The sequence below is a fragment of the Desulfobulbus elongatus DSM 2908 genome, from assembly GCF_000621145.1.
Taxonomy (GTDB): Bacteria; Desulfobacterota; Desulfobulbia; order Desulfobulbales; family Desulfobulbaceae; genus Desulfobulbus; species Desulfobulbus elongatus.
Genome location: NZ_JHZB01000015.1, coordinates 26,445 through 45,279 on the forward strand (window position 1 = coordinate 26,445; position 18,835 = coordinate 45,279).

At 63.7% G+C, this 18,835-nt stretch carries 25 protein-coding genes and 1 tRNA gene; 23 read left to right on the plus strand and 3 right to left on the minus strand.

Features of this window, described 5'->3' with window-relative positions:
* The first annotated feature begins 2 nt into the window (after nucleotides 1-2).
* Genes Q362_RS0108765 through Q362_RS0108800 form a run of 8 tightly spaced genes read left to right on the plus strand, consistent with a single transcriptional unit; the run spans nucleotide 3 to nucleotide 4,065 of the window.
* Nucleotides 3-551 (plus strand): hypothetical protein, encoded by a 549-nt coding sequence (locus Q362_RS0108765; RefSeq protein WP_035216172.1) that lies wholly within the window; start codon nucleotides 3-5, stop codon nucleotides 549-551.
* Entirely contained in the window at nucleotides 548-1,081 is a 534-nt protein-coding gene (locus tag Q362_RS19910) for a hypothetical protein (RefSeq protein WP_051553956.1), read from the plus strand. The genes Q362_RS0108765 and Q362_RS19910 overlap by 4 nt, the downstream gene beginning before the upstream one ends.
* The gene (locus tag Q362_RS0108775; RefSeq protein WP_028318376.1) at nucleotides 1,078-1,548 is read left to right on the plus strand and encodes a phage baseplate assembly protein V; all 471 of its coding nucleotides are present in this window, start codon (nucleotides 1,078-1,080) and stop codon (nucleotides 1,546-1,548) included. The genes Q362_RS19910 and Q362_RS0108775 overlap by 4 nt, the downstream gene beginning before the upstream one ends.
* Before the next feature lie 9 nt (nucleotides 1,549-1,557).
* Nucleotides 1,558-1,851 carry a PAAR domain-containing protein gene (locus Q362_RS0108780; protein WP_028318377.1) on the plus strand — a complete coding sequence of 98 codons (294 nt, stop codon included), beginning with the start codon at nucleotides 1,558-1,560 and terminating at the stop codon, nucleotides 1,849-1,851.
* Between the two features lie 32 nt (nucleotides 1,852-1,883).
* The gene (locus Q362_RS0108785; RefSeq protein WP_035216176.1) at nucleotides 1,884-2,078 is read left to right on the plus strand and encodes a hypothetical protein; all 195 of its coding nucleotides are present in this window, start codon (nucleotides 1,884-1,886) and stop codon (nucleotides 2,076-2,078) included.
* A gap of 3 nt (nucleotides 2,079-2,081) precedes the next feature.
* On the plus strand, nucleotides 2,082-3,293 hold the full coding sequence (locus tag Q362_RS0108790; RefSeq protein ID WP_028318379.1) for a phage tail sheath subtilisin-like domain-containing protein: 1,212 nt from the start codon (nucleotides 2,082-2,084) through the stop codon (nucleotides 3,291-3,293).
* Nucleotides 3,293-3,796 (plus strand): phage major tail tube protein, encoded by a 504-nt coding sequence (locus Q362_RS0108795; RefSeq protein WP_028318380.1) that lies wholly within the window; start codon nucleotides 3,293-3,295, stop codon nucleotides 3,794-3,796. Before Q362_RS0108790 ends, Q362_RS0108795 begins: the two co-directional genes overlap by 1 nt.
* Before the next feature lie 29 nt (nucleotides 3,797-3,825).
* Entirely contained in the window at nucleotides 3,826-4,065 is a 240-nt protein-coding gene (locus tag Q362_RS0108800) for a phage tail assembly protein (RefSeq protein ID WP_028318381.1), read from the plus strand.
* Between the two features lie 111 nt (nucleotides 4,066-4,176).
* Here the strand turns inward: Q362_RS0108800 and Q362_RS0108805 are convergent, their stop codons facing one another.
* The gene (locus tag Q362_RS0108805; protein ID WP_028318382.1) at nucleotides 4,177-4,386 is read right to left on the minus strand and encodes a hypothetical protein; all 210 of its coding nucleotides are present in this window, start codon (nucleotides 4,384-4,386) and stop codon (nucleotides 4,177-4,179) included.
* Here Q362_RS0108805 and Q362_RS22195 point away from each other — a divergent pair.
* From Q362_RS22195 to Q362_RS0108865, 12 genes are all read left to right on the plus strand, one after another.
* Complete coding sequence (locus Q362_RS22195; RefSeq protein ID WP_084312498.1) at nucleotides 4,385-6,502, plus strand: phage tail tape measure protein; 2,118 nt, start codon at nucleotides 4,385-4,387, stop codon at nucleotides 6,500-6,502. The two genes, Q362_RS0108805 and Q362_RS22195, sit on opposite strands and share 2 nt — an antisense overlap.
* Entirely contained in the window at nucleotides 6,492-6,881 is a 390-nt protein-coding gene (locus Q362_RS0108815; RefSeq protein ID WP_035216178.1) for a phage tail protein, read from the plus strand. Before Q362_RS22195 ends, Q362_RS0108815 begins: the two co-directional genes overlap by 11 nt.
* The gene (locus Q362_RS0108820; RefSeq protein ID WP_028318384.1) at nucleotides 6,881-7,090 is read left to right on the plus strand and encodes a tail protein X; all 210 of its coding nucleotides are present in this window, start codon (nucleotides 6,881-6,883) and stop codon (nucleotides 7,088-7,090) included. Before Q362_RS0108815 ends, Q362_RS0108820 begins: the two co-directional genes overlap by 1 nt.
* A 1-nt stretch (nucleotide 7,091) precedes the next feature.
* Nucleotides 7,092-8,072 carry a phage late control D family protein gene (locus Q362_RS19920; protein ID WP_035216179.1) on the plus strand — a complete coding sequence of 327 codons (981 nt, stop codon included), beginning with the start codon at nucleotides 7,092-7,094 and terminating at the stop codon, nucleotides 8,070-8,072.
* Nucleotides 8,069-8,410: a GPW/gp25 family protein gene (locus Q362_RS0108830; RefSeq protein ID WP_028318385.1), complete on the plus strand. Its 342-nt coding sequence runs from the start codon at nucleotides 8,069-8,071 to the stop codon at nucleotides 8,408-8,410. The genes Q362_RS19920 and Q362_RS0108830 overlap by 4 nt, the downstream gene beginning before the upstream one ends.
* The gene (locus tag Q362_RS0108835) at nucleotides 8,410-9,408 is read left to right on the plus strand and encodes a baseplate assembly protein (RefSeq protein WP_035216180.1); all 999 of its coding nucleotides are present in this window, start codon (nucleotides 8,410-8,412) and stop codon (nucleotides 9,406-9,408) included. Before Q362_RS0108830 ends, Q362_RS0108835 begins: the two co-directional genes overlap by 1 nt.
* Nucleotides 9,401-10,018 (plus strand): phage tail protein I, encoded by a 618-nt coding sequence (locus Q362_RS0108840; protein WP_028318387.1) that lies wholly within the window; start codon nucleotides 9,401-9,403, stop codon nucleotides 10,016-10,018. Before Q362_RS0108835 ends, Q362_RS0108840 begins: the two co-directional genes overlap by 8 nt.
* A 96-nt stretch (nucleotides 10,019-10,114) precedes the next feature.
* Nucleotides 10,115-10,990 carry a phage tail protein gene (locus tag Q362_RS22200; protein WP_169737389.1) on the plus strand — a complete coding sequence of 292 codons (876 nt, stop codon included), beginning with the start codon at nucleotides 10,115-10,117 and terminating at the stop codon, nucleotides 10,988-10,990.
* Nucleotides 10,991-11,001: 11 nt separating this feature from the next.
* Nucleotides 11,002-11,340, plus strand: a complete 339-nt coding sequence (locus Q362_RS0108850; RefSeq protein WP_157469991.1) for a hypothetical protein — start codon at nucleotides 11,002-11,004, stop codon at nucleotides 11,338-11,340.
* Nucleotides 11,340-12,410, plus strand: coding sequence for a phage major tropism determinant (locus tag Q362_RS22205; protein ID WP_028318389.1), 1,071 nt, complete (start codon nucleotides 11,340-11,342; stop codon nucleotides 12,408-12,410). The genes Q362_RS0108850 and Q362_RS22205 overlap by 1 nt, the downstream gene beginning before the upstream one ends.
* Before the next feature lie 43 nt (nucleotides 12,411-12,453).
* The gene (avd, locus tag Q362_RS0108860) at nucleotides 12,454-12,768 is read left to right on the plus strand and encodes a diversity-generating retroelement protein Avd (protein ID WP_211248471.1); all 315 of its coding nucleotides are present in this window, start codon (nucleotides 12,454-12,456) and stop codon (nucleotides 12,766-12,768) included.
* Between the two features lie 308 nt (nucleotides 12,769-13,076).
* Entirely contained in the window at nucleotides 13,077-14,126 is a 1,050-nt protein-coding gene (locus tag Q362_RS0108865; RefSeq protein ID WP_211248472.1) for an RNA-directed DNA polymerase, read from the plus strand.
* A 43-nt stretch (nucleotides 14,127-14,169) separates the two neighbouring features.
* Here the strand turns inward: Q362_RS0108865 and Q362_RS0108870 are convergent, their stop codons facing one another.
* Nucleotides 14,170-15,420, minus strand: coding sequence for a tyrosine-type recombinase/integrase (locus Q362_RS0108870; protein ID WP_157469993.1), 1,251 nt, complete (start codon nucleotides 15,418-15,420; stop codon nucleotides 14,170-14,172).
* Nucleotides 15,391-15,477, minus strand: a tRNA-Leu gene (locus Q362_RS0108875). The genes Q362_RS0108870 and Q362_RS0108875 overlap by 30 nt, the downstream gene beginning before the upstream one ends.
* 202 nt (nucleotides 15,478-15,679) lie before the next feature.
* Between Q362_RS0108875 and rsmB the strand changes: the two genes are divergently transcribed.
* From rsmB to Q362_RS0108890, 3 genes are all read left to right on the plus strand, one after another.
* Nucleotides 15,680-17,044 (plus strand): 16S rRNA (cytosine(967)-C(5))-methyltransferase RsmB, encoded by a 1,365-nt coding sequence (gene rsmB / locus Q362_RS0108880; protein WP_028318393.1) that lies wholly within the window; start codon nucleotides 15,680-15,682, stop codon nucleotides 17,042-17,044.
* Between the two features lie 68 nt (nucleotides 17,045-17,112).
* A complete protein-coding gene (locus Q362_RS0108885; protein ID WP_028318394.1) occupies nucleotides 17,113-17,700 on the plus strand; it encodes a DUF6657 family protein in 588 nt (195 codons plus the stop codon).
* Nucleotides 17,701-17,702: 2 nt separating this feature from the next.
* The gene (locus Q362_RS0108890) at nucleotides 17,703-18,809 is read left to right on the plus strand and encodes a M24 family metallopeptidase (protein ID WP_028318395.1); all 1,107 of its coding nucleotides are present in this window, start codon (nucleotides 17,703-17,705) and stop codon (nucleotides 18,807-18,809) included.
* The last annotated feature ends 26 nt before the right edge of the window (nucleotides 18,810-18,835 follow it).

The window sequence follows — 18,835 nt, forward strand, 5'->3', positions numbered from 1 at the left end:
GCATGCAACCACTGATCAATAGCGGCCTCCTTATCGAGGTCGACACCAAGCCGCTGGCTGGGCTGTTCGCCCCGCTCAAGCCGGAGCGATTGCGCCGGGCGGCGCAACGGGCGGCAAAACGGACCCGCGATTGGTTGCTCACCCAATTGCGGCGGGAGCTGGCGGCGGCCACCAAGGTGCCGCAACTCGTGTTCAAGTCGCGGTTTCGTAAGGGCAGCCAGGGCGGCGACGACCCGGGCGGCAGTGCTATTTTGTGGATCGGCGTCAATCCGGTGGTGGCCTCGAAGATAGGGCCGGGCGTCATGACGGCAAAGGGCGTGCGGGTTGGTCGCCGCACCTTCGATCATGCCTTTCTCGCCGTCATGCCGACAACCGACCATCAGGGCATTTTTATGCGCCGCGGCGCGGGCCGGTTGCCGATCGTCAAGGTGGTTTTACCCATAGATGCCGAGGCATGGGACCTCCTGTCCAAATACGAGGCCGCCGCCGGCCGCATGTTCGGCCAGCGCCTGGAGCACGAAATCAATTTCGAGTTGGGGTTGACGAAATGACACCGTTTAGCTTCGAAACCTATTTCGCCACCCTGATCGCCTTTCTGCAGGCGACCTTTCCCACTGTGCCGACGGTGGCGGAGTATCCGCGGCTACGGAAAAAGATCGAAGCGCCGGCCATTCTGGTCGAGTTGGCCGACCTCACCCCCCTGGACGATGCCGGCACCGAGCAGTTGTGCCTGGCCGCGCGTTTCGAGGCTCGCATCGTGTTCGATCAGGTACCGATTGCCGGCGGCAACCAGAACCTGGCCGCCTTGAGCCTGGCCGCATCGACGGCCTTGGCCATCTACCGGCAGGGGCGCATCGTTGCCGGCGGCGCCGCCTCGGCGAAGAACTTCAAGCTCGAACCCGATCAATTCAAGCCGGACCTGGCCGGATATGCCGTCTGGCTGGTGGAGTGGGTCCACGACCTTCGCCTGGGCGCATCGGTGTGGGACGGCGAGGGCATCAGGCCATCGACCATCTACGTCGGTTATGCCCCGGAGATCGGCGCCGGGAACGAAGGACGATACGACGAGGTGGCGCCGTGAGCGATGTGCTGTACCGGGCGAGTGAACTGGAGCGCCGGCTGGAGAATATGCTGCGGATCGGCACGGTGGCCGAACTGGACGAAGGCGGCGCCCGGGTGCGGGTGCGCGCCGGCAACCTGCTCACCGCCTGGCTGCCCTGGCTGACCCGCCGGGCCGGCGAGGATCGGGATTGGTGGGCGCCGGAACCTGGCGAACAGGTGCTGATCCTGGCGCCTTCCGGAGACCTCGCCCAGGCCGTGGCCCTGCCGGCCCTGTACCGGCAAAATTACCCGGCCCCTGCCCAGAGCAGAACCACGCGGCGGGAGACGTACAGCGACGGCGCCGTTGTGGCATACGACCGCGCCGGCCATCATTACCTCGTGGATATCCCCGCCGGCGGATCGGTCACCATCCGCTGCGGGGCGGCGAGCATCGTGCTGACCGACGCGGGCGTGCAGATTGCCGGCCCGAGGGTCGACCTGAACTGAGGGGTGGCCATGCCGGCGGTGACGCGACTCGGAGATATGTGCAGCGGCCATGGCTGCTGGCCGCCGCGGTCCAGCACCGGCGGCAGCCCCGATGTCTACGCCGACGGCGTGCCGGTGCATCGCCAGGGGGATGGATGGGCGGCCCATACCTGCCCATCCATCCCGGAGACGCACGCCAGCACGCTGGCGGCCGGCAGCGCCACGGTCCACGCCAACGGCAAGCAACTGGGTCGGGTGGGCGACCCGGTGGCCTGCGGCTCGACCGTGGCCACGGGCAGCGGCACGGTCTTTGCCGGCGGCTGACCGCACTGAAAACAGCAAACATGGAGGCCTGTATGCCCAGGTATTTAGTCAACAAAGCATTTCCCCAGCCCTCCGGCGCGATTGCCCGGCAGGGCGAAACCGTGGAACTGACCGAGCGGCAGGCCAAGTATCTGCTGCTGGCCGGCAAGATCAGCCCTGCGGCCCCGGTCGGCAAGAAAACGCCCGAGACCGCCAAGGCCGCCAATACAACCGCACAGGAGAACTGAGCCATGCCCGAGACCTTCCTGCACGGCGTGGAGATCGTGGAGATCGACAACGGCCCGCGCCCCATCCAGACCGTCCGCTCCAGTGTCATCGGTCTCATCGGCACCGCACCGGATGCCGATGCCACGGCCTTCCCCCTCAACACTCCGGTGCTGATCGCCGGCAACCGCCTGGAGGCGGCGAAACTCGACACGGTGGGCGATGGCGACGGCACGCTGCCCGATGCCATCGACGGCATCTTCGATCAGGCGGGCGCCGTGGTGATCGTGGTGCGCGTCGAGGAAGGCGCCGATGCCGCCGCGACCATGGCCAACGTCCGGGGCGGGGTGGACGCGGAAACCGGCACCTATACCGGGGTGCACTGCTTCCTGGCCGCCGAAAGCGTGCTCGGCTTTGCGCCGCGCATCCTCTGCGCGCCGGGCTTCACCTCGCAACGGCCCGAGGACCTGCCCGACAACCCCGGCACCTATCTGGCCAACCCGGTGGTATCCGAGCTGTTGGGGATCGCCGACCGGTTGCGGGCGGTGATCATCGCCGACGGTCCCGACACCAACGATGCCGATGCCATCGCCTATGCCGGCGACTTTGGTTCCAAGCGCGTTTATGTGGTTGATCCTGGCGTCAAGGTGATGGCGGTCGACGGCTCGATTGCGACCGAGCCCGCCTCGGCTCGGGTGGCCGGGATGATCGCCAAGAGCGATGCCGAACGCGGCTTCTGGTGGAGCCCCTCCAACCGGGATATCTACGGCATCGTCGGCACCACCAGGCCGGTAGATTTCACTTTGGGGGATGCCAATGCCAGAGCCAACCTCCTCAACGAGCAGAACGTGGCCACCATCATCCGTCAGGACGGCTACAGACTGTGGGGCAACCGGACCCTGGCCAGCGATCCCAAATGGGCGTTTCTGTCCGTGGTCCGTACCGCAGACATGATCAACGAGAGCCTGCTGCGGGCGCACCTCTGGGCCGTAGACCGGAATATTACCAAGACCTATTTCGACGATGTGCAAGAGGGCGTCAATGCCTACCTCGATCATCTGACCGCTCAGGACGCCATTCTGGGCGGCAAGTGCTGGGTCGACAAAGATCTCAACACCCCGGTGGCCCTGGCCGCCGGCAAGGTGTTCTTCGACTTCGACTTCACCCCGCCTGCCCCGGCCGAGCACGTCACGTTCCGCAGCAGGCTGGTCAACGACTACTTTGCAGAGGTGGTGTGATGCTGGACGATATCCTGCGCAATTTCAGCCTGTTCGTTGATGGCCGGGGCTATGCCGGCAACGTGGAGGAACTCACTCCGCCCAAACTCACCATGAAGACCGAGGAAATGCGGGCTGGCGGCATGGATGCGCCGGTCGAGGTCGAGCTTGGCATGGAAAAGATGGAGTGCAGCTTCACCTTGACCCGGTACGACAAGGAGCTGCTGAAGCTCTTCGGCCTGGCGCCCGGCTCCACGGTGCCGCTCACCATGCGGGGCTCGGTGGAGTCGGAAGACGGCACCAAACTGCCGGTGGTGATCAACCTGCGCGGCAAGATCAAAGAGCTGGAACCGGGCAACTGGAAACCCGGCGACAAGGCGACGCTCAAGATCACCGTAGCGTTGCGCGCCTACAAGTTCACCCATGGCAGCGAGGTGGTCCACGACATCGACGTGCTCAGCATGCGACGGGTGATCGGCGGGGTGGACCAACTGCTGCAAACCAGGCTGAATATCGGCCTGTAACTACCTATCAAAAAGAAGAGGGCTAAAAAATGGCGACAATCACGCTGAAGGACCCGGTCACGGTGGCCGGGCAGGAATACAAGGAACTGACCATGCGCGCCCCCAAGGTGCGGGACATGTTGGCTGCGAGTAAGGGGGGCAAAAACGATGCCGAGCAGGAACTGGCGCTCTTTGCCAATCTTTGCGAGGTGGCGCCGGATGTCATCCTTGAGTTGGATATGGCCGACTACGTCAAGATGCAGGGGATGTATAAAGGTTTTTTGTCCTGAGTGCGGATGAGGCGCGGCGAGGGATGGTTATGCTGGCGCACATCACCGGATGGCAGCGCTCTGAGTTGCTGGAGATGGACGGTGAAGAGCTGTGCGCTGATCTGGCGGCGGCTATCGCCGCGGGAATCTGTAACAGGCCCTGATCATGCGGAATGCAAAGGCGGTCATTACTGCGACGGGGAGCACCAGCGGGATGGCGACGACGAACCCGGCGAGCATGGCCGATCCCAGATTGGTGGCCGGTGAGAGATGCAGCACGAACCCGGTCATCGCTGCCCAGGTCAGGGCGAAGATGACCACTCCCGGAAAGAGATGAGGCATGGAAAAAGGCGTAGCGATAGGCGTTGTCATTGGCGCGGCCCTCTCGGGTAGTTTCGGCGGGGTTATTGGTTCCGCCAAGAAACAGTTTAACACATTGGGTGAGACGGTCAAGGATCTGTCGCGCCAGCGCGGGCTGATCGAACGTTTCGATGCGGACCAGGCAGCCCTGGAAAAAGCCCGCCTCAAACTCGCCGCGGCCCGGAAGGAGGTGGTCCAGCTTAAGCTCGCCCTGCGGAGCGACCCGGCGGACGCCGGCACCGCGAAAGCACTCGCCCAGACCGAGGCCAGAGCGGAGAAACTGGCCATTGCCCTGGACAAGCAGCGGCAAAAGCTACGCCAGAGCGAGCAGGCCATGCGCGCTGCCGGGGTCGAGGCTAAGGACCTGGCGGCCCAACACATCAAGCTGGGGCAAACGATCGACCAGACCAGAGCCAAGCATGCCAAGCTGGGACAGGCTCTGGCGCGAAAAGAGGACGCTGGCCAGAAACTCGGCGAGATGCGCGGCAAGGCCCTGGGCATGGTGGGCGCGGCGTACGGCGTCGGCCGGATGATTGGCCGTGCCGCCGATTTCAATTACGATCTGCGCATGTTCGGCAATGTAGCCAATCTTGACGACGGCCGGTTGGCTCAGATCAAGGTGCAATTACAGGATATTGCTGCCGCGACCGACCAGAAGCCAGGTCGATTGCTGGAGGGGCTCAACACGCTCACGGCCAAGGGCCTGGACCCGGACCGCGCGTTGGCCTCCATCGGCATCATCGGCAAGACGGCCACTGCCACCGGCGCCGATGTCAATGACCTGGCCACCACCGTGTACACCTTGATTGATACCATGGGGCTGAGCCCGGATGAATTGCCGCAGGCCCTCGATATGCTGGCCGCCGCCGGCAAGGAGGGCAGCTTTGAGCTGAGGGACATGGCGCAGTATTTCCCGATGCTGACCGCCCAGGCTAAATCCCTGGGGTTGGTCGGCATGGAGGGGATCGCCACCATGGCCAGCGCGTTGCAAGTTGCCACGAAAGGGGCGAGCGATCCCAGCACCGCTGCCAACAATTTTCAGAATTTTCTCGCTAAACTGACGGCCCCGGACACCATCAAGCGATTCAAGGGGTTCGGGGTTGACCTTGAAGAGGCCGTGAAGGGCGCGCTGGCGGCCGGCAAGAACCCGATTGAAGAGATGATCCTGCTGATCAATGAACTTACCGCCGGCGACAAATTCCGTATCGGCGAACTCTTCGGCGATATGCAAGTGATCAACTTTCTCAATCCGATGTTGCAACAGTTGGAGGAATTCAAGCGGATCAAGCGGGAGGCATTAGGGGCCAGCGGGATTGTGGATAACGACTTTGCCCGCATTGCCGCCGAAAACAAGGTGCGGACAGAGGCTTTCGGAATCGCGGTTGACCGAGTGGGGTCCGCCTTTGCCAATTCGTTGATGCCGGCAGTGAATTCGGTCTTGAAACCCCTGACCGCTATTGCCAACTGGATCGGCAAGACGTTGGAGGAGTTCCCCCAGATCGGGCAGGTGGTGGGCGGGGCGGCCACAGCAATCGGTGTCTTTGCCGGCGGCCTGGGGGCGGTGACGGCGGCGACATGGCTGTGGAACGCCGCCCTGCTGGCCAACCCCATCGGTGCAGTGGTGGCGGCTGTGGGGGCTGGTGCGGCCTTGGTGGTAGCGTATTGGGAACCTATTTCCGGTTTTTTCGGCGAGATGTGGGCCGACATCAAGGCCTTGTTCGCCGATGGATTGAACTATATCGGCGAGATGTGGGCGAAGTACAACCCCGGAGCCCTGCTGGCCAAGGCTAAAGACAGCCTGGTTTCCTTCGTGACTGGCATGCCGGCACCGGGAGAGGCCCTGGTGGCCAGTGCTGCTGGTGCCGGACGCCAGGTGGAACGGGGATTACCGCCGGGCGTGGCCCCGGCTCTGGCCACCAGGGCCGGGGCCGGCCAGGGAAGGATGGCCACCGTCCACAACCAGCAGCGCTACCAGGTATCGGTGCACGCCGCGCCGGGCATGGACGAACGGGCCGTGGCCGCCGAGGTGGACCGGCAGTTGCGGGAGCGGGAGCAACGGGAAGCGGCGCGGCTCCGAGGGGTGCTCTATGATTATTGACATCATGATGGCGCTGGGGACCTTCCGCTTCGGCCTCTCCACCGCCGCCTACCAGCAGCTCCGTCGGTCCACGGCCTATCGCTGGCCGGTGCAGGAACGGCTGGGCCGCCTGCCGGCCCGCCAGTTCGTGGGACCGGGCGACGATACCGTGGAGATCGATGGCGTGATCTACCCCACCTTTGCCGGGGGGTTGGCCCAGCTTGACCACATGCGCGCCCTGGCCGGCACGGGGGAGCCGCAATCCCTGATCGACAGCCGGGGGTGGGCCTGGGGCCGCTGGTGTATCGAGCGGGTCGAGGAGACCCGCACCGAGTTCGGCGCCGGAGGGCCGCTCAAGATCGAGTTCCGCGTGGCCCTCGGGCGGTACGGGGAAGATTGATGGCCGCGCGCTACCTGACCAGCGATGGCGACATGCTCGACTGGATATGCCACCGCCATTATGGCCGCACCGCCGGCGTGGTGGAGGCGGTGCTCGACGCCAACCCCGGCCTGGCCGATCTGGGGCCGGTGTATGCGGCCGGGCTTGAAATAGTGCTGCCGGATGTGCCGCCGGCGCAGACTGTGCAAACGGTGAGGCTCTGGGACTGAGATGACCCCTGATTTCCGCGTGACAGCCGACAGCAAGAATATCACCGAGGCGATCCGCTCCCGGTTGCTGGAGTTGCGGGTGCGCGACGAAGCGGGGCTGGACAGCGATACCTGCGAGATCCGTCTGGATGACCGCGCCCCCCATATCGCCCTGCCGCGCACCGGCGCCAAGCTCGAAGTGCACCTCGGCTATCGCCAGACCGGCCTGGTGGCCATGGGCAAGTGGACCGTGGACGAAGCCGGCGTATCCGGTCCGCCGGCAACCCTCAACCTGCGCGCCCGTGCCGCCGATCTGCTCGCCGCCATCAAGTCGCCGCGCGAACGGAGCTGGCCGGACGGCACCACCCTGGGCGCCCTGGTGACCACCATCGCCGGCGCACATGATCTTGTCCCGGCGGTGTCGGCCACGCTCGCCGGCATCGTGCTGCCCCACATCGACCAGACCGAGAGCGACCTCAACCTGTTGACCAGGCTGGCGCGCGATCACGACGCCGTGGCCAAGGCCGCCGGCGGGCGGTTGCTCTTCTGCCCGCGCGGCGAGGCCAAGAGCGCGGGAGGTACACCCCTGGCCCGGATCGAGCTGACTTGGACTGACCTGGGCACGTACGAGGCCGTCTATACCGAGCGCGGCAAATACAGCGCGGTGATCGCGCACTGGCAGGACGTGCAGGGCGGCGAGCGGATTCCGGTGAAGGCCGGCGCGGGCGAACCCGAGCTGACCTTGCGGCGCACCTACCCGGATGAAGCCACCGCCTGGGCGGCAGCGAAAAGCAGGCTGTCGGCCCTGGAACGAGGCGCCGCCACCCTACGGCTGAGTTGTCGAGGGAATGTCCGTCTGATGGCCGAGGCCCGGCTGGTGATCTCGGACGTGCGGCCGGGCGTGGACGGCGAATGGAGCGTGGTGCGGGTGGAGCATGTGTACAACGGCCAGGGCTACCATTGCGAGGTGGAGGCCGAAACGCCCAAGGAGGATGCATCATGATCGGCATGGACAGCGGCACCGGCAAGCACCTGGAAGGGATAGCCCATCTGCGCCAGTCGGTGCGGGACATCCTGACCACCCCCCTCGGCAGCAGGGTGATGCGGCGGGACTACGGATCCCGACTGTTCCGCCTGATCGATGCCCCGCTCACCCCTGGCCTACTGGTGGATCTGTACGCCGCCACCGCCGAGGCCTTGGAGAAGTGGGAGCCTCGTTTCCAGTTGATCCAAGCAAAGGCGGAGAGTGTTGCTGACAGCGGGCGGGTGGTCATGATCCTGGAGGGCCGTTATCTGCCGGACGGCCAGCCGATAACTCTTGACGGCATCGTGGTGCAATAATGGCCGGAGCATTCACCGCAGTGGATTTGTCCAAGCTGCCGTTCCCGGCGGCGGTCGAGGAACTGGATTTCGAATCGATCCTGGCCGCGCTGATAGCCGATCTGCAAGAGCGGGATGCGTCGTACTCGGCCTTGGTGGAGAGCGACCCGGCATACAAAATCCTGGAGGTGTGCGCTTACCGGGAGATGCTGGTGCGGCAGCGCAACAACGAGGCCATCAAGGCAGTGACGTTGGCCTGCGCCGCCGGATCCGATCTGGACCAGATCGCGGCCCGCTACAACGTCGAGCGCCTGACCATCGTCCCGGCCGCTCCGAACGCGATCCCGCCGACCCCGGCGGTGATGGAATCCGATACCGAGCTGCGCCGCCGGGTTCAGCTGTCGTTCGAGGGCTTCAGCACGGCCGGCCCGGAAGGCGCCTATATTTTCCACGCCCTCGGCGCTGACGCGCAGGTGCTGGATGTGAGCGTGCACGCCCCCACCTTCGCCTCGGTCGAAGTGTCGCCCGAGGCGAAGGCCCTGCTGCCCGAAGGGGCCATGGTGCTCCAGGTGGTTGATGATGCCGGCCTGGCGGATCCAATGCCCGGCGATGTAGCCATCGCGGTGCAATCCAGGGACGGAGCCGGGGAAGCCCAGCCGGAGCTGGTGGCCACGGTGGCCGCCACGCTGTCGAGCGAGACGGTGCGGCCGCTGACCGATCACCCGAGGGTGCGGAGCGCCACCGTGGCCGAATACTCGGTCGAGGCCGTGCTGACCTTTTTCCCGGGCCCGGACCGGGAGGTCGTCATGCAGACCGCCCTAGTTGCGCTCGAATCGTTTGTCGAGCGGCAGCATCGCCTCGGTCGCGATGTGACGCTGTCCGGACTGTACGCCGCTCTGCATCAGGAGGGCGTACAGAACGTGGAGCTGATCGCGCCGGCAGCCGGCATTGTCGTGCCGTGGGATACCGTGGCCTACTGCACCGGCATCGACCTGACCGACGGGGGCACCGATGAGTAGCCTGCTGCCGCCGTCCGCCACGGCCCAGGAACGGGCCCTGGCCGAGACCATTGCCCGCATCTCGGACGTGCCGGTGTTGGTGCGGGAGTCCTGGAATCCCGACACCTGCCCGGCGGCCCTGCTGCCCTGGCTGGCCTGGGCCTTTTCAGTGGACGAATGGCAGAGCGAGTGGAGCGAGGCTTCGAAACGCGCCGTGATCAAGACCGCGCTGTATGTCCACAAAAAGAAGGGGACGTTGTCCGCGCTCAAGCGTGCGGTGGAACCGCTAGGCTATATCATCCGCATCGTCGAGTGGTACGAGGAGGATCCGCCGGGCGTGCCCTACACGTTCCGCCTGGAGGTGGGGGTGCTCGACAAGGGCATCAACGAAACCATCTACCAGCAACTGGAGCGGATCATCCAGTGCTATAAGAACGTGCGCTCGTACATGCAGGCCTTGACGATAAAGGGCGAGGTGAGGGGGGCTCTCCGGCTTGCCGCTGCCATGACCAGCGGTGTGGACACTACGGTGTATCCGTGGAGCGCATCGGCGGTGGAAAGCGTGGGCGGCATGTATTGGGGCGCCGCTGAACAGTCGGTCGATATCGTGGCCGTTTACCCGGATTTCTGAAGCGCGGTGATGGGTCGCGGGAGAGTGTGCGCTCTGTTTTACCGTAAACCGTTGGTTGACGCGATACAGTAAACAAGTCATCACATGGAGGGAGCAGTGCCGACATACTATACATTGTTGACGGCGGTGGGCCGGGCGAAAATTGAAAACGCCATCGCCCTCGGGCAGACGATCGAATGGACACACATGGCCGTGGGCGACGGCAACGGCAACCCGACCGTGCCGACGGACACGCAAACCGCCTTGCTGCGCGAGCGGTATCGTGCGGGCGTCAACTCGCTGACTGTCGATGCGGAAAACCCTCAATACGTGGTGGCCGAGCTGATCATCCCCGCCAACGTCGGCGGATGGTTGGTGCACGAGGTGGGCATCTTCGACAGTGATGGTGACATGGTTGCCGTGGCCAACTTCCCGGTGACGTACAAGCCGGTGCTGGATGAGGGATCCGGTCGGGACTTGGCGATCCGCATCCTGGTCGAAGTGGCCAACACCGCAGCGGTGACGCTCAAAATCGACCCGACCCTTGTGCTGGCGTCAAGGCAGTACGTGGATCAGTCCGTCGCTGCCCATGAGGCCAAGTCTAACCCGCATCCGCAATACGCCACCAAGACGGGCGTGCAGGCGCAGGCACATACTTCCTCTGCGGCCGGTGGCACTGCGGACGCCATCACCGCCAGCTTTACGCCGGCCATCGGCGCGCTGACCAACGGCATGATGCTCCTGGTGCGGGCTGGCGCAGCCAATGCCACGACGTCGCCGACATTCACCCCCAACAGCGGGCCGATCACCGCCAAAACAATCGTCAAAGGCAATGGACTGCCGCTTGTAGCCGGCGACATCGCCGGCGCTGGGCATTGGCTCGCGCTGCAATACGACAGTGCGCTGGATAAATGGGCGCTAATCAACCCGGCGTCGAGCGTTGTTACCCGCCGCGTTGACGGCATAACGGCCATTACTGTGGAGGAGGAATAAAAATGTACGGTGTGCCCCGTTACGGTCTGCGCACGCGGGCCGATTACGATCTGTTGCAGGGCCTGGCCACCAAGGGCGAGATCCGCCCCCAAGGCGTGGCCACGCTCAAACGGCACTGGGAGGGCCTGTTGGCCAGCCGGTGGGTCTATGACTACGATCGCGATCTGGCCGACGGCGAGGATCCGGACGGCGAACAGCCTGAATACTTGGTGCTGGCCGGTGACGATGGCCAGGGTGGACTCCGGCGCCGGCAGATGATGCGGATCGAAAGCCCTCATGCGGAGATTTTCCGTCTGGGCTACACGGTTAGCGACGTGGAACAAGCAATTGCTGATCTGGAGGCTATCTGATGGCGCAGCGGACGTATGCAATCCCTGCTCAGGGAGCGGGACATTTCGGGCTGATGGGATCGATCGTGGCGGCCGGGGCTATGCGCCTGGATATCCCAGAGGGTGTTTTGAATATCGGCGGCAACGGCAAGGGCTACGTGCTGGAAGAGCGCACAAACTGGGACCCGACCGCCATGGCCAACCAAGATGGCTCGCTGGATGGCCTGGCGCTGGGCGATGACGTGTATCTGTACGCCGTTCAGGGCGACGACGGCCGCGCCGACCTGGTGGCCAGCACCAATATCACGGTGCCCGGCGGCTACACGGCCGCCACCAGCCGCAAGGTCGGCGGATTCCATTATGGGCGCGTGCGTACAGTGGCGCAACGCTACGACACCGGCATAACGCCGGCGGTGCAGATCGTCCCTAACAGCGTGTGGGATCTCGGGCATCGCCCAACCTGCGACCCGACCGGCATGGTCGAGGTGGTGCCGGGCAGCCTGTGGGTGGACATCTACTTAAACAGCGAAGGTAGCGGCACCTGGCCGGAGAATGTCCCAGTGAGCCGCTACGGCGCTCAGCCGATCCGGAACGATATTTATGCGGCGGTTGATTTTCACCTGCTGGCCCGTAATGCCGGCAAACGCCTGCCAACGGTCGAGGAATTCCTGACGTATGCCGAGGGGGCACCGCAAGGCGCTAATGCCAACAACAACACAGCCTGGGCGGCCGCCACCAACACAGGCCCGACTACCACCGGCGCGATTGCCAGGGCGGTCTCTATGTTCAATGTCACGGACGCGGCCGGGAATTTGTGGGATTACATCGATAATCATCACGATATTGGAATTGAAAACATAATTATGTGGAAAGCCGATATCGTGAATGTGGGCAAAGATGCCGCTCGCGCACGCGGACAGTCGTATGTCTACGTTTTTGATGCCAGTTCAGCCGCTTCTTGGCGCTGCTTCGTAGGTGGCGGGCCATTCAACTACGGCGCCTACTGTGGCGCTCGGTGCCTGCACTCCGGTGCGATCCCGTGGGTTGCGGGCGGCAGCGTGGGCCTGCGCTGCGTCTGTGGCGCCCTGTGACATGAGCCCTGGCGCGGTCCCGCGGCAGCGGGGCCTGGCTATCGTGAATAAGGCCGAACGGCTGATCAATAGCCTGGCACCGTACATTGATAAGATCCCTAAACATCAACGCTACCGCTACGCCATGCGGCTAGAGGACGCGTTGTGGGAGCTAGCGCTACGCTTGATCGAGGCTGCGACGAGTAACCAAAAAAGCAAAATTTACCGCGCGGACGAACAGGTTCGTTATATCCATGCCCTGCTACGGCATGCTGCGGAGCGCAAACTGTTGGGCATCAAGCAGGTGGGCGATGCCAGCAAGCAATTGTCCGAGATCGGCGCCATGATCGGTTCCTGGCGTCAACGCTTGTGTACTTGATTAGGGGTGGGTCGGGTTTCGACGCTTCTTGGCGCTGCTTCATAGGTGGCGGGCAATTCAACAACGGCGCCTACTGTGGCGCTCGGTGCCTGAACTCCAATGCGAACCCGTGGAATGCGAACGGCAACGTGGGCCTGCGCTGCGTCTGTGACCACCATACCAGAGAAGGCGGCAACGGGGTTGCCGTCGCCTGAGATCCCTAGCAGGGGGTCAGCCGATCCATCCCGGTCCCGTTCCGGCGGGCCGAACACGATAGCCCGGACGGCGTGAGTAGCGTCAGCGAAAGCCCCTCCCGGGCGCTTTGTTAAATGATGATCATGGGAAGCAAAAATAAGCATCTAATCGAACAGATCGTAGACTGGGATAATTTATTGATGGCCCATCGCTTGGCCCGTCGCGGCAAGCGTGACCGTCAGGAGGTTGCCGCCTTTGAGGCAAATTTGTGGGAAGAGCTGGGCGCCCTTCAGATGGGGATGTTGTGGGGCACCTATTTCCCTGGCCGGTATCGTTCCTTTATTGTCTACGAGCCGAAGCGCCGCGAGATCCTTGCCGCGCCTTATCGAGATCGGGTGGCGCAACATGCCATCTGTAATATCTGCGGGCCTATCTGGGACCGCGCCATGATCTTCGACAACTACGCCTGCCGCGTTGGCAAGGGCACGCATCTGGGAGCGGATCGCGTAGAAAAGTGGCTGCGCGGCATGGTGACCACTGGCGACGCTTGGGTGCTGAAAATGGATGTGAACAAATATTTTTTCTCTATCCGGCATGACCTGGCCAAGTCTGTGATTCGTGACCGCATCCGGTGCGCTGGCACGCTGCGGGTGTTAGACGCCATCATCGACAGTACCGCCGATCCGGCCGACCCTGATCCAGTGGGCATTCCAGTGGGTAATCTAACCAGTCAATGGATCGCCAATCTTGTAGGCAACCGCATCGACCAGTGGGCCAAACGTTTATTGGGCCTGCGCCGGTACGCTCGATACATGGATGACATGGTAGTGTTGGTGAGCAGCAAGCAAGGGGCGCTGGAGTTGCGCGACGCCTTCGACGACAAGCTGGCCAGCATGGGACTGCGATTCAGCAGGGCCAGCGTGCTGCCGGCCAGTCGTGGTGTAAATTTTCTTGGATATCGAATCTGGCCGCACAAGCGACTGCTACGCAAAAACTCCGTGCGTCGCATGAAGCGCCGAATGCTGGAAATGGAGTGGCAATATGCTATAGGCTTGATCGACATGGCTTATGTCAGAAGGCGCATAGCATCTTGGGTGGCCCATGCGAGCCACGCGAACAGCGCAACGATACGGAGGTTGGTGCTGGGAAGCGCAGTGTTTAAGAGGCAGATAAACGCTGGCTAAAACGTGCGGACTTTAATAGCCGCCACATCAGCTATACAGGCCGCTAAAATGTTCCCTTGATCCCTAAATCTCCTATCCGGTCCACGGCCGCTCTTTTGTGCTCATCAAGGAGGTGGGTATACCGCCGCACCATTTGCAACGTGCGATGCCCCAGGATTTCCGCCAGGGTGCGCATATCCACACCCCGCATCAGCATCCAGGAGGCGGCGGTATGCCGCAAATCGTGCATGTGTAGCCACGGCAATCCGGCGGCCTTTTTGGCTTCGTTGAACGATTCCCTGAACACCTGGGATGGAATTATTGCCGCATAACCTGTTGCCTGCCGGTCGGTCATAAACACCAGATCATCGTCTTTCCGGTTCTTGACCAACGGCCGTAACGCCTCGGCCGCCGCCTCGGTCAGTTGCACCCTCCGATAGTCCTTGTTTTTGGTGAGTTGCAGGTCGATGGTTCGCCGATCGATATCGATCTGGCCGCACCGCAGGGCCGCCGCTTCGCCGGGACGCATGGCCGTATGCAGCAACACCAGCACGTACGGGTAAAGCAAGGGGTTGCTTCTGGCACGGCATTGGGCGAGCAGATCCTGCATCTCTTTTTCTTTCAAAAAATGTGTACGGCCAGGCGGTGGCGCGGGGCGTTCGATGTCGTTCACCGGATTTTCCACCGGTAACTCCCACTCTTTTTTCGCTTTGCGGAAGAGATGTGAGAGCAGGGCCAGTTCCAGTCGAACCGAATAGGCGGATACTTCCTGCATCCGTTCATCCCTGTACGCAGCCACCATCGAGGGCGTGATCTCTGGCAGCAGAGTTTCCTTTCCCAGCCGCTCCCGTAACACCTTCATGCACCACTTTTCCCTGGCCTGAGTGGTGGTTGCCTTGGTACTGGACACATTGATTTCGTACCGCTCCAAGGCCTGGTCCAGGGTGATATCAGCCCGCCGGGGATCATTGTAGCGCTTGGCTTTGATTGCCGCTTCTACCTCTCTGGCCCAGTCCCTCGCCATAGCCATGCGATCGAACGTCCGGGCAATGGGAGGATGCCCTTTCAGCCGCACCGTGGCCGTGTACGTCGTGCCCTTCTTTCCTTTCCGAGTCTGGATCCGTGCCACATCGCCGCCTGTCTGTTGCCTTGTTCCATTTTTGTTCCACTCACTACGGAAAAAGATAGCAAGAGACAGCAAAAGACAGCAAGAGAAAATCTTGACTGCATAAAACAGAAAACGGGTTTTCTCCGCGCCACGGCTGAGAAAACCCGTTGTTTCGTTTGGTACCGGAGGTCGGAATCGAACCGACACGGGGTCGCCCCCGCTGGATTTTGAGTCCAGTGCGTCTACCAGTTTCACCACTCCGGCGTAAATGTGGGGCTTCTATTTACCGTATCGGCCTTTTTGCTGTCAAGGGGAAAGCTGGGACGGACCGGAGGGCGGCCGGCCCAAAAAAACGTTGCAATTGACGGCAAGCATGGCAGAGTGCGGCGAGACCGGCAACACGCCTCTCCCCTTAATTTCCAGAGATTCCGGCATATTTTTCCGTCCGTGCCGCCGCAGCCCAGCCATGACCGCATCCCCGCCGCCCACCACTCCCCGCGCCGCCGCCGTCGAGATCCTCTGCCTGTGGGCCACCACCCACAACTCGGTGGATATCCTCTTCCAGGCGGCCGTCGAGCGGCTGGCCGACCTCGACCGGGGCCTGGTCAAGACCCTGGTCTACGGCGTGCTCCGGCAGAAGGAGTATCTCGACCACATCCTCCGCTCCTTTGCCAAGCACCCCCTGCGCAAGATGAAGCCCCGCACCCTGATGACCCTGCGGGTCGGGATCTATCAGCTTTTGTTCTTAAGCCGCATCCCGGAATCGGCGGCGGTCAACGCCACGGTCAACACGCTCAAGGAGGCCGGCCAGCCCCCCTGGCTGATCGGCTTCGTCAACGGCATCCTCCGCGCCGTGGCCCGCAGCCGGGCGACCCTGCCCACCGCCGACCAGCTGGCCGCGGCCGAGCCGCCGCTGCTCAATCATCCCGCCTGGCTGCTCGAATGCTGGCAGGCCCGCTTCGGCCCGGAAACGGCGCGGGCCATCTGCCGGATCAACAACACCGAACCGCCGCTCTCCCTGCGGGTCAACGCCCGCCGCACCAGCCGGACCATGATGCTGGAAGCGCTGACGAAAACCGGCATCGCCGCGCGCAAAGGGTTGTACAGCCCGGCCGGCCTGATCATCGACGCCTTTCCCGGCGCCATTGCCTCCCTGCCCGGCTACGAGGAGGGCCATTTCCAGGTGCAGGACGAGGCGGCGCAACTAGCCTCCCTGCTGGCCGGCCCGCTGCCGAGCGGCTGCCGCGTGCTCGACGGCTGTGCCGGCCTGGGCGGCAAGACCTCGCATCTGGCCGAAATGCTGCCGCCGGACGGCGCCATCGTCGCCGTCGAACCGGACCCGCGCCGCTACCGCCTGCTGCGCGACAACCTCCGCCGCCTGGGCCACGGCAAGGCCGTGCTGCCGGTGCGCACCGACCTGCGCAGCTATGCCGCCGGTCGGCCCCAACCCTTCGACGTCATCCTCATCGACGCCCCCTGCTCGGGCACCGGTGTCATCCGCCGCCAGCCCGACATCCGCTGGAACCGCCAGCCCGAGGATCTGGCCACCTACCAGCAGGCCCAGGTCCATCTGCTGGAGATCGCCGCCACCCTGCTCAAACCCGGCGGCATCCTCCTCTACGCCACCTGCTCGCTGGAGCCCGAGGAAAACCAGGAGGCGGTCCGGCTGTTCCTCGAACGCTGCCCCCGCTTTTCCCCGGAGAGTGCCGCGCCGTACCTGCCCGAATCTGCGCGCCGCCTGGTCTATCCGTCGGGGTTCTTCAGCCCCAGCCCGGCCGACGGCCTCGACGGCTTTTTCGCCGCCCGCCTGATCGATGGCCGCAACTTGTAGTTTGTGCCGACAATGTTTATAGTCGCAAGCCACAGCGATCACCCCAAACCACCAAGGAGAACCCGTTCATGGCAGGAATCAAGTCAACCATGGATCTGGTCATGGAGCGCGCCGCCCGCATGGGCATGGCCACCCCGGACGAGATGCGCCACGAGGAAAACCTGAAAAAGGGCATGCAGTGCACCGCCGAATATCTCAACGGCACCAAGCCCTCCCTGCTGGCCCTGCTGGACGAGCAAGAACCGGCGCGGCAGACTTCCATTCGCAAGGGCATGCTGGCTTCCCTTTTGCGCAACCTCTTTCTGCCCCGCGACGAAGACGGCATCAAGCGGCTTGAGCGGGCCGTGCAGGGCATCGTCGAACTCAGCCGGAACTCCGCCGACATCGCCGCCCTCTGCCAGGAGCTGCAAACCATCGCCACCCAGTACGGCCAGCATCGCACGCAACTGTACGAGCAGCTCAAGGAGCAGATGCGGATGCAGATCGAACAGCTCCTCATGCGCAAGGGCATGAAGGCCGACGGCATGAAGATCGACCCCACCATGGAGCCCCAGTTCAAGGACCAGTGGTCCCGCCTGGAAATGGATCTTGACCGGCAGTACGGCCAGGCCCTGGAGCAGTTCAAGGCCCAACTGCACGAGTGGACCGGGGCCTGACCATGACCGCCATTCAGGTTGACCGGCTCGTCCGCGCGCAGGCCCTGCTGCGCCGGAAGAACATCGACGCCCTCCTGGTGTCGCAGCCGCACAACCGCCGCTATCTGAGCGGCTACACCGCCCCGGATCACGGCATTCAGGAAACCAGCGGCTTTTTGCTCATCCCCGGCGACGGCCAGCCCTTTTTGCTCACCGACTCCCGCTTCACCCTCCAGGCCGAGGCCGAAGCGCCGCTGTACCGGGTGGAGCTGTACAGCAAGGGGCTGATCAAGCTGCTGGAGCGGCTGCAGAAAAAAATCGGCTTCCGGGCGCTGGCCTTCGAAAGCGACTACTTCCTCCATTCGGCCTTTCTCCGCCTGGCCGATTTCTGCGCGAAAAACAGGCTGATTCTCCGGCCGGAAAGCGGGCTGATCGAGCAGATGCGGCTGATCAAGGACGAGGACGAACTGCGCCTCTTGCGCCAGTCGACCGCCTTGAACGAGCAGGTCTTCCAGTCGGTGCACCGGACCATCGAACCGGGCATGACCGAACGCGAGATCGCCCTGGCCATCGAGCTGACCATGCGGGAGATGGGCGCCGAGGGGCCGAGCTTCGACACCATCGTCGCCTTCGGCACCAATGCCGCCCGGCCGCACGCCGTGCCCACCGACCGCGAGTTGCAGGCCGGCGACCTGGTGCTGATCGACATGGGCCTGGTCTTCAAGGGATACTGTTCCGACATGACCCGCACCTTTGTCTTCGGCAAGCCGGACCAGACCTACATCGACCGGCACCGGCTGGTGCGGCGGGCCATGCTCGCCGGTCTCGGCGCCATCCGCGCCGGGGTCACCGGGGCGGCGGTCGACCGGGCCGCGCGCCAGGTGCTGGCCGACGGGGGCTACGGCAACGCCTTCGGCCACGGCCTGGGCCACGGGGTGGGCATCGCCGTCCACGAGGAGCCGCGCCTGTCGCCGCGCTGGCGCAAGCAACTGCGGGCCGGCATGGTGGTGACCGTCGAACCGGGCCTCTATCTGGCCGACTGGGGCGGCATCCGCCTGGAAAACATGGCCGTGGTCACCGAACAGGGCTGCGAGGTCCTCAACCGCGACACCACCGGCCTCGATCTGTAAAAAATCGTTCCCCGCAACCACACAAT